The 12,737-nt window shown below is 44.0% G+C and carries 9 protein-coding genes; 2 read left to right on the top strand and 7 right to left on the bottom strand.

Annotated elements, in window-relative coordinates; all coding sequences use genetic code 11:
* Positions 1-28: 28 nt before the first annotated feature.
* From KAI36_RS12305 to KAI36_RS12295, 3 genes are all read right to left on the bottom strand, one after another.
* Positions 29-1,330 carry an ABC transporter substrate-binding protein gene (locus tag KAI36_RS12305; protein ID WP_220027877.1) on the bottom strand — a complete coding sequence of 434 codons (1,302 nt, stop codon included), beginning with the start codon at positions 1,328-1,330 and terminating at the stop codon, positions 29-31.
* A 198-nt stretch (positions 1,331-1,528) separates the two neighbouring features.
* Positions 1,529-2,635: a response regulator transcription factor gene (locus KAI36_RS12300; RefSeq protein WP_220027876.1), complete on the bottom strand. Its 1,107-nt coding sequence runs from the start codon at positions 2,633-2,635 to the stop codon at positions 1,529-1,531.
* Positions 2,628-4,436 carry a sensor histidine kinase gene (locus KAI36_RS12295; protein ID WP_220027875.1) on the bottom strand — a complete coding sequence of 603 codons (1,809 nt, stop codon included), beginning with the start codon at positions 4,434-4,436 and terminating at the stop codon, positions 2,628-2,630. Before KAI36_RS12295 ends, KAI36_RS12300 begins: the two co-directional genes overlap by 8 nt.
* 177 nt (positions 4,437-4,613) lie before the next feature.
* Between KAI36_RS12295 and KAI36_RS12290 the strand changes: the two genes are divergently transcribed.
* Positions 4,614-5,600 carry a LacI family DNA-binding transcriptional regulator gene (locus KAI36_RS12290; protein ID WP_025723649.1) on the top strand — a complete coding sequence of 329 codons (987 nt, stop codon included), beginning with the start codon at positions 4,614-4,616 and terminating at the stop codon, positions 5,598-5,600.
* A gap of 82 nt (positions 5,601-5,682) precedes the next feature.
* Positions 5,683-7,959: an alpha-galactosidase gene (locus tag KAI36_RS12285; RefSeq protein WP_220027874.1), complete on the top strand. Its 2,277-nt coding sequence runs from the start codon at positions 5,683-5,685 to the stop codon at positions 7,957-7,959.
* A gap of 122 nt (positions 7,960-8,081) precedes the next feature.
* Here KAI36_RS12285 and KAI36_RS12280 read toward each other — a convergent pair whose 3' ends face one another.
* The 4 genes from KAI36_RS12280 to celB all read right to left on the bottom strand — a co-directional run bounded on the left by KAI36_RS12280 (position 8,082) and on the right by celB (position 12,729).
* Positions 8,082-8,627 carry a GNAT family N-acetyltransferase gene (locus KAI36_RS12280; RefSeq protein ID WP_220027873.1) on the bottom strand — a complete coding sequence of 182 codons (546 nt, stop codon included), beginning with the start codon at positions 8,625-8,627 and terminating at the stop codon, positions 8,082-8,084.
* Positions 8,624-9,349, bottom strand: a complete 726-nt coding sequence (locus KAI36_RS12275; protein ID WP_220027872.1) for a YjjG family noncanonical pyrimidine nucleotidase — start codon at positions 9,347-9,349, stop codon at positions 8,624-8,626. The genes KAI36_RS12280 and KAI36_RS12275 overlap by 4 nt, the downstream gene beginning before the upstream one ends.
* Before the next feature lie 511 nt (positions 9,350-9,860).
* The gene (locus KAI36_RS12270; protein WP_220027871.1) at positions 9,861-11,333 is read right to left on the bottom strand and encodes a glycoside hydrolase family 1 protein; all 1,473 of its coding nucleotides are present in this window, start codon (positions 11,331-11,333) and stop codon (positions 9,861-9,863) included.
* Between the two features lie 103 nt (positions 11,334-11,436).
* A complete protein-coding gene (gene celB, locus KAI36_RS12265; RefSeq protein ID WP_023988562.1) occupies positions 11,437-12,729 on the bottom strand; it encodes a PTS cellobiose transporter subunit IIC in 1,293 nt (430 codons plus the stop codon).
* Positions 12,730-12,737: the final 8 nt, after the last annotated feature.

The raw sequence follows: 12,737 nt of genomic DNA, 5'->3' as shown, positions 1-12,737 counted from the left end.
GTCCCTGGATTATCAGTTTTCTTTCTCCTCAGTTTTCTTTCTCCAATGTACTGTTCAAATTGTTCACAAAACCCTCTACCAAAAAGTTGTCCACCATCAGATTCTGGGTATTGTCATTGATTGTGTTCTGAATTTTGGTATTGCTCAGAAGCTGAGCATATTCCTTGGCGTTTGGCAGCAACTCTTTGGCGACTCGCTGCATCATTGCTGGAACATTGGAGGCGATTTGCTTATCCACTTTCGGCGAAACGATAGGACTTCCGAGTTGGGTATATTTATACTCGGCTGACTTTGTCGCAAGGAATGCTGCTACCTTTACGGCAGTTTCCTTGTTCTCGCTACTCGACGATACTGCGTAACCCTGTGGCGAACCTGCACCGTCGATAAAATATTTGGACTTCTCGTAGGTTGCTTCATCCTTTGCTGGCCAATACATCCAGTCGACCTGGTCGCCCAGCTTTTCCTGTGAACTGTAAATTTCCCATTGTCCGTTCACAAACATGGCAGCCTTTCCCTGATAGAACAGGGACGATGCCTGATCATAATTGGTGTTCGTGGCATTTGCGTCGAACAATCCGGCTTGCTGCAATTGCTTCATCTGCTGTGCTGCCGTTACAAACGCTTCTGGCAATGCTTTTACACCTTTCTGATCAAGTGCTCCGAATCCTTGTGGCTGCTCTCTTGTGACCAGCCCATTATAAAAAGCAGTCGTAATCCACTTTTCCTTGGCAAAGATCGACATGGGCACATAACCTGCAGCTTTCAACTTTTTAGCTGCTTCGCCCATTTGATCAATCGTCCTAATCGGCGTTTCGATCCCCGCCTTCTCAAAAATCGACTTGTTGTAATAGATAAGCTGGAATTCAATACCTGTATCCGGATAAGCATACACATGATTATCTGGAGCTACTAAACGAGATTCAACACCCGGATTAAGATTCTCCTTGAATTTAGCTGTTGTCTCATAGTTGTCCAGCACCTCGACATTTTTCGATTTTGCTAAAGTTTGCAGAGTTGGCCAATCCGTGAAATAAATATCCGGCATGTTTCCTGTCGCTGCATAAGTCTTCAGCTTCTGGTATCCGTCCTGAACGGCAGGATCCAGTTCAATCTCAACGTTTGGCATGTCCTTTTTGAGTTCTTCCACCGCATAATCGAACGGCTTGGTGGTATCGGCGTCAAAATGCTGCGCATATACCTTCAATTTGATCGTTGTGTCTCCCGTCCCGCCCTGGAAGGAAGCTGATTTATCTCCACCACAAGCGACCAATCCAATAGACATGGTGAGCACTAGCAAAGCTGCACCCCAACTTCTGTAAGTTTTTTTCATTTTGTTTAATCCCCCTTATGTAGTGTGTTTTATGTTTGCGCTTTCATTTGCATGACTACAGTATACTCCCGCTTCTTTTCTTGATTAAGGAATAAAACGGGCATAATCAGTAAAAAACGGGACAAATAGAGCAGCGGTTCTCCATATAGGAAAACCGCCAGGCTTAAATCGATGTTGTTCTGCCTCGCAGGACAAGAGCTACCTTTTTTGGAGTTGCTCATATTCAGTCGGTGTCATGCCAAAGCGTTTCTTGAAGCATTTGCTGAAATAATTGGGGTCACTGTATCCAACACTTTCAGCGATTTCCGCCAACTTCCGATTTCTGTTCAGTAAGAGCTCCTTAGCCTTCTTCATCCGAATGTGTGTAATATGATCCACTATGGAGAAGCCGGACTCCTTGCGGAAGACGCGCCGCAGATAGCTGGGATCGACGAAAACCCCGCACGAAACCTGCTCAGCAGACAACTCTGTGTCTGCATAATGCTCCTCAATATAGGTGATCGCCGCAGCAAAAAGATTGGAAGCCTTCGTAGAGTGCATATTCTCCATCAATTGGATCAGCCTGCGGTACAAAGCGAGCATCCATCCTTCAGCAGCCTCCCAGGAATCTAACTCCCGGAGCCGGTCGTAAGGAGACTTGTTCAAACCTTCATCCCATAGCCGATCATAAGGAATGCCGCGTTCACTTGCAAAGGAAAGTGCTAGAGATACGATTCCCATAAGCATCGCGTCCGCGTATTCATCCCCCCACTTATACATACTAAGCTGCTGGATTGCCTTACGGACTTCCTCTAACGTTTCACTGTCTTTCAATCTAAGGTCTAGCACGACTGCATCACGCAGATGGCCCAAATCAGGCATACTTGCTCTGCCGTGCAACGCTTCGCTACCATGCTTACCCCACTCGGTACTTTCGCTCTCCTGCAGAAACACCGGTAGTTTCGGCTTAATACGTTCCAACATCGAGAGCATTTCTTCTGCATTGAACGGCTTCAACAAATAATCCTGCACTCCGGTTCGAACCGCCTTCTGTAGGTATTCAAATTCGTTATGTCCGGATATGAATACAATAACGATGCGTTCGAACTTGACTTTCAACCTCTCGGCTAATTCAATTCCATCAATGAAGGGCATATTGATATCTACGAGGGCGAGATGCGGCTGATGCCGCTCGGCTTCTTGAAGTGCTTCCTGTCCGTTCCTTGCTTCGCAGCAAACCCGAAAGCCATGACTTTCCCAATCTATCTTTATACGCAGAAAGTCTCGGAACAGCGGCTCATCATCGACAATCATCACTTTATACATCTTGGTGTTCACTCCCCTTTGGCAGCATCGGCAGCGACAGGTCAACAGTTGTTCCCTCCGCGAGAATACTTTGAACGGATATCCCATACTCCTCGCCAAAATACAGACTCAGTCGTTGCTGAACACTGTAGGTACCGATTGATCGTATTCCTTCTTTCGGTAAATGTCTGGACATAATAGTCTGAACTTGGAATTCATCCATCCCCACACCGTTGTCCTCCACCCGAACGATCACCATATCGCCCTGTTTAAAGGCAAAAATACGGATAAAACCTTTTGTTCCTTTCTTCTTAAGACCATGGTAAATCGAATTCTCGACAAGCGGCTGAAGCGAGAGCTTCGGGATAGGTGTACCTGCAAGCTCGGGAGGGATATCCACTTCATAGCGAAACACATCGGGATAACGGATTTGCAAAATCGTCAGGTAATCATCAGTAATCTGAGCTTCCTTTTCTAAAGTAATTAATTCCCTTCCCTTGTTCAGCACCATTCGATAAAAATCTGCCAGCGCTTTTGTAGTATCTCTAGCCTCATCATTACGATCTAACTCATTGAGTGCATAAATGGTATCCAAAGTGTTGTACAGAAAATGCGGTTTAATTTGGGCGCTTATCAGTGCGAGCTCATATTCACGCTTACGGTTCTGTTCCTGCCTTACCTCATCCAGCAGCTCCCGAACTCGTCTTACCATAAAGTTAAACGCTTCAGCAATCGTACCGATCTCATCTTCTGTGCGGACTGTCGTAACCGCTTGCAAGTCACCAGTTACTACTTTTCGCATGGCCCTAGTCAGTTGTTCGAGAGGGCTAACGACCATTTTGGATAGAAAGCTAGCGCCCAGCCAGGAAAAAACAAGGCACAATACGCCGATTAAGAGCGACAATCTAACATTTTGCCGGACATCAGCCGTAAGCAGGCTAAGAGAAACAATATTGACCAACTTCCACTCCATCCGGTTATAATCAGTGACCGTTACCAGGTTACCCTCATACTCGAATGAGCACGTTCCTTGGGATGCTTTAGGCGCACAACGTTGGATGGCCTCACCTAGCTGTGGATTCACCGGATTCATCAGCATCTCATTGTCTTCTGCCACCGCCACCCGCATTCCGTTATCTAAAAAATAATACGATTTGGGCGTATCCGGATCGCTGGAACGGAAGTAATCGGACAAACCTTCTTCCTTCACTAACAGAAAAAGGGTTCCATAGGGTTCGCCCGTGTCTATATTAATGACCGTCTTCCCCAACGTCAAAACCGGAAAGTTCGGATCTGGTGTTAGGAAATCCCTCTTCTCCATATCAAACCAGAGTGCCTGTCCATAACTTTCGGATTCCCTTACCCGCTTAAGCATGCTATAGATCTTGCGATCATCCCCGCTTTCGGTATAAGAGGCGAAAATTGTCCCTTCATTATCAATGAATACAGCGGCATCCACCTCACGAAAGATTGACAAATCAATGGATAGGCGGCTCTGCATCAAGTTTCCAAACTGAATAGGCTCCATCGCAGTACCAGGTTTGGCACCGTATGAATCATACATCCGGTTAATATTCGTCACCATAATATTGGCCGCCGTTTCCACACTGCTGAATATGTAATCGGTCCGAGACAAGATAAGCTGAGACTCATCGACCACGTTGCTGGTGGTTCGGTCTATCAAAGAACGGCTGAAAAGCTGGTTGGACAACAGTCCAAGAGTAAGCAGAGAAACAATAATTAGCGGAAGAAATACCGTTATAACCTTGCTTTTAAAGCGAAGTCGACCAAACCACTTACGAGCTAGTGACAGAATATTCAACTAGGACCCCTCCGTCATCAAGAGAATATTCATCATGTTAACACAAACAATCTCTACAGTAGTAGATCAAAAATAATGTTAAAAAAATTCAACCGTCTATCTTGAAAGTGCTTTAAAGATGTGTTAGGATAAAGTCGATTTTTAGTAAAATTATTAACTAAAAAGGTGTGAGCTCTTTTGGCAACCATTAAAGACATTGCCCGCGAAGCGGGTGTGTCTGCCGCAACCGTTTCAAGGGTTTTAAATAACGATCTGTCACTGTCCGTAAGCCCAGACACCAAAAGCAGAATTTTTTTGGTTGCCGAGCAACTCGGGTATAAGCCTACCCGGCTGAGGCAATTAAAGCAGAATACGGAACGTGCCGGGAAAACGGTCTCCCTCCTGCTGTGGTGTTCTATTGAGGAGGAAAGAGACGATCCGTATTACGCCTCGATCCGCCGTGGAATCGAACTGCGCTGTGAAGAGCTTGGACTGACGTTGGGCCAGACCTTGCGGGGCCGCTCATCCATTGGCACCCTGCAGAAGGCTGACGGTCTGATTGTTGTGGGCGGCGTTGATCCTGAAGAGGTATTCAAACTTCATCCTGACAAGAACACCATTGTCCTTGTCGACCAGTACCATGAACAGCTAGAGTATGATTCTGTACGACTTCATTTCCGGCAAGCTGTTGATCAGGCACTCGGACATCTACTTGAGCTTGGTCACCGACAAATCGGATTTATCGGCGGTAAGAGCGACGGTGAGCGAAGAGCGCATTATTTTGAACGATTCATGCGGGAACAGGGGTTGTACAATCCTCAATTCGTCCGTATAGGTGCCTGGAGTACCGCGGATGGTTATCTCATGATGAACGAACTTCTAACCCAACAGGAACGACCGACGGCCTGCTTCGCTGCAAGCGATCCGCTCGCCATTGGTGCCCTCCGCGCCCTTCATGGACATGGAGTCAAGGTACCAGAGGATATGGCTGTTGTCGGCTTCGACGACATTGAGATGGCAGCCTTCGTGCAGCCTCCGCTAACCACTGTCCGTGCATATCCTGAACAGATGGGAAAGGCTGCCGTGCAACTGCTCTCTGAACGGTTTGAGGGGCGTGAACCACCTGCGTACAGCGTGATCGGGACTAAGCTTGTCATTCGGGAGAGCTCATGCAAAAAAGGCTAACTTCAGTACTTGAGAGTCTTATTGTCATTGATCAGTATCCTTACGTAAAACAATAATGATAAACCCCTAAGGAGTGAATATCATGAACATTCATGTTAACGAGGCGCTTGGTTTGTTTCATTTGCAGTCCAAGGATTGCAGCTATATTATCCAGCTTGTAGAAGGATATCCCGCACATGTCTATTGGGGAGCTCAACTTCATCATGACCAAAGTCTCGCAAGTATATTGGAGCTTAGGGAGCGTTGCTCCTTCTCTCCCACTCCCGTTTCTTCCAGCCGTACAATTTCTTTGGACACGCTTCCTCAGGAATACCCCCAGTATGGAACAAGCGACTTTCGTCAACCAGCTTACCAGGTTGCACTTGTGGATGGAACTCGGACTACGGAGCTGAAGTATAGTGGTTACCGTATTGAAGCGGGTAAACCAAACCTCGAGGGACTTCCTTCCGTCTATGCCGAATCGGATGATGAAGCCACAACCCTCTTTTTGATCCTTGAAGATCAATACACGGGGCTTAAGACTACACTGCTCTATACTGTATTTGCGAACCACAGTGCCATTGCTAGGTCTACTCTTTTTGAACAAAAGGGAAGCGCTACCATAAATATTGAACACGCCATGAGCGCCTCTGTCGACTTCGCCGATTCCAACTACCAAGCTCTCTACTTACCTGGAGCCTGGGTTCGGGAAAGACATATCCAACGCCGCGATCTCGGACCCGGCTCCCTTCGGCTCGAGAGCCGAAGGGGTTCCAGCAGTCACCAAATGAATCCATTTCTGGCACTGCTTCGTCCTGATGCGACTGAAGATCGTGGGGATGTGTACGGTTTCAGTCTAATCTACAGCAGCAACTTCGTCGCACAGGCAGAAGTAGAGCAGTTCAACCAGACTCGTGTAAGTATCGGAATCAATCCTTTTGACTTCTCCTGGCGGCTTGAGCCGGGTCAGTCATTCCAGACCCCTGAAGCCGTATTGGTCTTTTCCGAAGAAGGTCTTGGGGGCATGTCACGCACCTATCACCGACTCTATCGTACACGTCTTTGCCGGGGGACTTACCGTGACAAAGAGCGTCCTATTCTCGTGAACAATTGGGAAGCCACGTATTTCGACTTCGACGCTGATAAAATCGAAGCGATTGCCAAGGAAGCAGGCCCCCTTGGAATTGAGCTCTTTGTTCTAGATGACGGTTGGTTTGGTAAGCGCGACAACGACGACAATTCGCTTGGGGACTGGTTTGAAGACCGTCGCAAGTTGCCTGGCGGGCTTGCCGACCTGGCCAAACGGGTTAATGAACAAGGATTACAGTTTGGCTTGTGGGTTGAGCCGGAAATGGTATCACCTGATAGTGAACTGTACCGCAACCATCCCGACTGGTGCCTGCATGCGGAAGGTCGGCGGCGGACGGAAGGCCGATCCCAACTGGTGCTCGATCTCTCCCGCAAGGAAGTATGCGACTACTTGTACGAGACGCTTAGCTCCGTATTCTCGATCGCTCCGATTACTTATGTCAAGTGGGACATGAACCGTAATATGACGGAGATTGCTTCGGCTACAGCTCCTAGCGAGCGACAAAAGGAAACTGCGCACCGTTATATGCTCGGACTTTACGATCTTCTGGAACGTCTGACTTCCCAGTTCCCGGACATCTTGTTCGAAAGCTGTTCCGGAGGCGGTGGACGATTCGATCCAGGAATGCTCTACTATATGCCGCAGACATGGACCAGTGACGATACTGATGCCATTGAAAGATTGGCTATCCAGTACGGCACAAGCATCGTGTATCCGGCCAGTACCATGGGCGCACACGTATCGAATGTACCGAATCACCAGGTGGGGCGAATCACCTCCCTCGCTATACGCGGCGACGTGGCAATGAGCGGGAATTTTGGCTACGAACTTGACCTAACTGCCTTTACAAATGAAGAAAAGGAGCTCGCTGCCAAACAAATCGCCCAGTATAAGGAAATTCGTTCCCTTGTACAGCAAGGAGATATGTATCGACTCCTTAGTCCATTTGAGGGCCGAGGCGACACGGCCTGGATGTTCGTTAGCGAGGACCAGTCCGAAGCTTTTGTCGCTTACTTCCGTGTACTAGCTGAACCAAATGGGCCCATCCGGCGACTAACTCTAAAAGGACTTGACCCAGATAAAAAGTATATAATCGAACACGGAGCGGCGGGCAACACTGCAGTCCATACGGGTAATACCTTAGTGGAAGATGGCGGTTCCCCCTTCCGCGTAGCATTTGATGGAGAAATTTTCGGAGGTGACCGCCTAATGAGAATTGGGCTTGTTGTCTCCGATCTCACTGGAGATTTCGCCAGCTCTACCTTCCGCCTTAAAGCTGTCTCCTGCTAATCATGGACCAGCCAGTGACGATAAAAAAATTAAAACAAGGCAGGCCGATTTTCCGGCCTGCCTTGTTTTATAACTTTGGTCCCTGTAGATTAAAGACACACAAGAGATTGCCAAGCAATTGATCATTTAATAGCATCCTTGACTTTGATTCTCCATATCATATGATCAGAGCCTGCTCCCCAATAATCTTTTAATAAATAATCAGGAGTTCCAAATTTCTTTTTCCATATTTTCTGCGCAATATGATATCCACTATCTAAACAAAATTCTTCTACTCCTCTATTCTTCAGCGCCAGATACATTGATTTCAACAATAAATTCCCTACCCCAATCTTCTGGTAGTCAGGGTGAACAAATACAGTTCCTACCTCGCACAAATTTTTAAATCTAGCATTGGTAGATTTACTTATTAGTTCACTTACCGGTCCATATTCAATAGAACCCATTATTTGATTCCCATCTACAGCGATTAAGAAATATCGTTGTTCACCGTGACTCTCAAAGTCACGTTCCAAATATACCCTCTTAGTCTCAATTTCCTCCTCTATGTCTTCCAACATATAACCAATGCCTTCTTTAGCAAACGTGTCTATAATCACAATTCTAAACAATTCATTTATCTTTTCGATGTCCTTAATTTCCGGCCTTCTGATTTCGACATTATTCATCTAATTTCAGCCGATGTACGATTCAGTACGAGACGCTTTGAAAGCACACGATTCGATAACTCCATCAGGCTTTTTATTTCATAAGTGGGTTGAATGCCAGACACGTTTGTTTTCCCAGCAGGGTTGAACCAGCAGGTATCGATTCCGTATTGGTTCCCTCCTTGAATATCCGAGGTCAAAGAATCACCGACCATGAGAACCTTACTTTTATCTGAAATGGCTAGCTTAGTAAATGCATAATCGAAAATACCAGCTTGTGGCTTTTGGCAACCCACTTCCTCTGAAATAATTACCTGCTCAAATACATCACGCAGCGGTGAAAGCTGAATTCTGGAGGTTTGCACCTCTTTGATTCCATTCGTAATGACCGCCAAACGACAATCAGACAGCATATCACATAATTCAACCGCTCCGTGCATCAAAAAAGCACCTTCACCCAAATAACGTAAATATAAAGCACTAAAGGCATCTGGATTGAAATCTAGATCATGATTAGTAAATAATCGCTTAAACCGTTCCACACGCAGTTGCGCTGAGGTAATGTGTCCTTCCTCTGCCTCTCGCCACAACGCACTGTTGATTTCATCATAACTAGCTTTATACTCAGTGGCCCCTTGTGGCAATCCAAATTGGGTAAATGTATTATGTAGCGCATGACTTTCTGCCTTTTTAAAATCAAACAACGTATCATCGACATCAAATAAAATAATTTCGTATTTCATAACAACCTCCATATCATTGCTTTACTAAATTGTTCAGTTCTATGAGTCTTAGAATTGTTTCTGATAGAGCATAAAAAACGGGAATTAGACTATCAATGTAACATGATCTCCCGGTTATTATACAGATCCTAGTTAAGCCGTCAAGTCACAGACAACAAGGATGAAGTAATATTACCCAACAGTCTATTTACTTTGTTTGTTTTATCAGATAAATCGAGATCGTTTCTTTTTTCTAATATTTTGTCAATCTTGTTTATCATCTTCTATATGTTTTTGATTTTCTGGCTGTCCGTAATTGAAATTAAAAGATTACCGTTGGAACTTATGATAACAATATTTCGCTAAAGTTGGATATTGGTGACGAACATGAACTGATTGACGATTTGAGCTAGTGAGAAGCGCATGCGTTTTGCCAAGCCGCTGACATATCGATTTATAAAAAGAGGAGAATGCTTCCTCAAGCTGCCCCTGATGAGACAAGCCTATAGGTAACCATTCTCCTTTTAAAAATTTAGTCTAATTGTTCTCCATTCGTAGCAATAACATTTTTATACCAATAAAATGATTTTTTCTTTATGCGACGTTTTGTACCTCTGCCCATATCGTCCTGATCTACATAAATGTATCCATAGCGTTTTGACATTTGATTAGTTCCGGCGCTAATCATATCGATACAGCCCCAGCTCGTGTAGCCAAATACATCTACACCATCTGCAATTGCTTCTTTTACTTGTTTAATATGTTCTTTTAAATAAGAAATACGATAATCATCCTCAATTTTATCGCCCTCCTCTAATACATCTAAAGCGCCATATCCATTTTCAGCAACAAATAATGGTTTTTGATAAAGATCATACAATTGGTTTAAAGCAGTTCGTAGACCTTTAGGGTCAACCTGCCATCCCCAATCACTTGTTGGCAAATAAGGATTTTTAACTCCTCCTGTAAGTAGATTTCCTACCGCTCCTTCGATTCTTTCTGGATGTGCACTGACTGCGCTAGACATATAGTAGCTAAAGGACACGTAATCAACCGGATAATCTCTCATAATTTGTTCATCTTCGGGTTCTGTTTCCAGTACTACATTCTTTTCTGCAAGCATTTTAGCTGTGTAAGCAGGATAATAGCCTCTCGCCTGAACATCTGTAAAGAACAATGAGGTACGCTGTTTATCTACTGTAGCTTGAACATCATCTGGATCACAGCTATAAGGAACAAGCAACTGATAACTAACCATGCATCCTACCATTGCTTTAGGATTACTCTCTTTGCATGCTTTGGTTGCAAGAGCACTTGCTACAAATTGATGATGAGCGCCTTGAAATTTTGCTTGTTCAATATTAGGGTGATTTTCCTCAATAACCCCTAAACTTACATATGGGTGATGGGTCACACAGTTAATTTCATTAAAAGTCATCCAATATTTCACTTTGTTTTTATATCTGTCAAATACAGTTGAAGCAAAACGAACAAAGAAATCTATTAGTTTACGATTCACCCAGCCACCATACTTTGTTGAAAGATGTAGTGGCATTTCATAATGAGATAAAGAAACAACAGGCTCTATTCCATACTTATTCAGTTCATCAAAAACACGATCATAAAACGCCAATCCTTCCTCATTGGGTACTAACTCATCACCATTCGGAAAAATACGAGTCCAGGCAATTGACATGCGATAAGCTTTAAAGCCCATTTCTGCAAATAATGCGATATCTTCTTTATAATGATGATAAAAGTCTATCCCATGTCTTTTGGGATAATATTTTTTACTTGTAGGATCTTGAGCTTCTTCTATTTGCTTATGAGTCATTAAATGCCACTGATCTGACCATTGCTCTTTCGGCATCTTTTCATCAAACGTATATACATCAGCCAGAGAAAGTCCCTTGCCGCCAACATCACTTGCTCCTTCTAGTTGATTTGCAGCCGTTGCTCCACCCCACAAAAAATCTTCTGGAAATTTTGTTTTCATTTTAAACATGATAACCCTCCTATTAGACATAGATTCTATGTCAACAAACTATTATTTTTATGAACAGAAATGCATTAAGAAACTCTAACAGGCTTTAATTGATGATCTCATCTTAACTTGCAAGCGCCTTCTGTTCTTCTTTATATTTCTGATTGTCCATGATCTTAAAGAACGGGAAGTAAATAACAAAGGATACAGCAAACAAAATAAGCTGTAAGACGATCCCCGAGACACTGCCAGTCATCAGATATCCGCCTATAAGTATTGGCATTGTCCCAGGAGGCAACACACCAATGGGGCTCGCTACCCATCCATAATACATAGATAGATAGGTTATCAACACGCTAATAACTGGTGTTATAAGAAACGGAATCAAAATGATTGGGTTTAATACGATTGGCATACCGAAGATTAACGGTTCATTGATATTAAATAGTCCGGGTCCAATGGCTAGTCGTCCCATTTGCTTCAATTGTTTACTCTTAGAAAAGAAAAACATTGCGAGCACAAGACCAAGTGTTGCACCGGATCCACCGATAAAGATAAGATATCTAAATTCTGCCGTAACAATATTATCGACGGGCAATCCTGCTGCGTAGGCAGCTGCGTTCTCTGATGTCAACTGTAACCAGATAGGTAACATGACAGAACCTACAATTGTAGAACCATGTAACCCAATCGCCCATAACAAATTGATTAATAAGAATACAAAGATTGTACCAACTAGGCTTGTACCAACATTGGTTAAAGGTTGTTGTAGAAGTTTTGCGACGATAGTGTGAACGTTTTCAAAATGAGTAAAGTTTTCAACAAGTAAACGTATAACCCATACACTCACGATGACAATAAAACCTGGAATAATTGCTGTAAAGGATTTTGCAACAGTGGGCGGAACTCCATCTGGCATTTTGATAACAATATTCTTTTGAACGACCCTACGGTAAATTTCTGTCGAGAAAATTGCAATAAGCAATCCTACGAATAAGCCTTGACTCGAAAAGTAATTAACATTCATTGCTGTTGTGACCACTTTATCTACCGTAAAAGTTGTATTAGGCGTGACAACAAAATACGAACATAATGCTACAGCCCCTGAAGCAAGTGGGTCCACTTTATAACTCTCAGCTAGCCTATATCCGACAGCAAAGGTAGCAATTAATGCGACCAGATTAAATGTACCATTGTAAGGATAAAGTAAGGTTGCTTTGATATCTGGATGAGCTTTTAAGAAGTTTATATAAGCTGGAATTGGCAGATTTGCTAAGATTAGAAACACGGAACCGATAATAATAAATGGGATTGTTAGAACCATTGCATCGCGAAGTACTTGTAAATGCCGTTGACCAGCAATTTTGCCTGCAATTGGCATTACCTTTTCTTCTAAAAACTCAGTTATTTTACCCATAACATCGT

Source organism: Paenibacillus sp. S02, from assembly GCF_019454065.1.
In the GTDB taxonomy this organism is placed as follows: domain Bacteria; phylum Bacillota; class Bacilli; order Paenibacillales; family Paenibacillaceae; genus Paenibacillus; species Paenibacillus polymyxa_B.
This window is presented reverse-complemented; position numbering and strand designations above follow the sequence as displayed.